This is a genomic window from Acutalibacter intestini, from assembly GCF_034334985.1.
Taxonomy (GTDB): domain Bacteria; phylum Bacillota; class Clostridia; order Oscillospirales; family Acutalibacteraceae; genus Acutalibacter; species Acutalibacter intestini.
Genome location: NZ_JAWXXL010000116.1, coordinates 1 through 965 on the forward strand (window position 1 = coordinate 1; position 965 = coordinate 965).

Below are 965 nucleotides of genomic sequence, written 5' to 3' on the forward strand. Positions count from 1 at the left end.
CGCCCGTTCAATGTGACGCACAACAGCCAGGGATTTGCCAGCCTCTTAGAGAAGCTGGGCGCCCTGGATGGTGAAGTCAGGGTAGTTATGGAGCACACCGGCAATTATTATGAATCTATTGCCAATGTACTGCACAAAAGCGGCTTGTGGGTTTCAGCGGTCAATCCCTTGTTACTCAGGAACTATGGCGACAATTCTCTGCGCAGCGTCAAAACTGACAAGGCGGACGCCAAGAAAATTGCCAGATATACCCTTGACAATTGGGAGGAATTGCGGCAATATAATCCCATGGACACCATAAGATATCAGCTCAAAACCCTTAACCGCCAGTTCCAACTGGCCAGCAAGAACCGCACCGCCTGTTCAAACAATCTGATCGCCCTAATGGAGCAATCCTATCCGGGTGTGCGTTCTCTGTTCAGCAGCCCTGTGCGCTCGGACGGCAGCCAGAAATGGGTGGATTTTGCTAATGCTTTCTGGCACGCGGACTGCGTTGCAAAGCTCAGCCTAAACGCTTTTACCGTGAAATACCAGAAGTGGTGCAAGCGCCATGGCTACAATTTCAGTACGGCAAAAGCTGCGGCAATCCACGAGAATGCTCGGACACTGTTTCCGCTGGTTCCAAAGTCGGAGACCACGAAACTGCTGGTGAGAGAGGCCATAACGCAGCTTAATACCATCTCGCACACTGCTGAGGTCTTCCGTGCGGAAATGAACCGATTGGCCGCTCAGCTCCCTGAGTATGAGACCGTCATGGCCATGACCGGCGTTGGCCCCTCTGTGGGCCCCCAGCTCATGGCGGAGATTGGCGATGTGCGCCGCTTTGCACAAAAGAGTTCGCTGGTGGCTTTTGCAGGCATCGACCCGGGCAGGGACGATTCGGGTTCCAAAGTGTCCAATAAGGGCAGGATCGGCAAACGCGGCTCGCCTCACCTGCGCAAGACTTTGTTTGTCATCATGTCCAT

The 965-nt window shown here is 53.7% G+C and carries 1 protein-coding gene; it reads left to right on the forward strand.

The window, feature by feature from the left end:
• Positions 1-965, forward strand: a 965-nt coding sequence (locus U8U68_RS21950; RefSeq protein ID WP_322204598.1) for an IS110 family RNA-guided transposase, incomplete at both ends; no start/stop codon positions are given.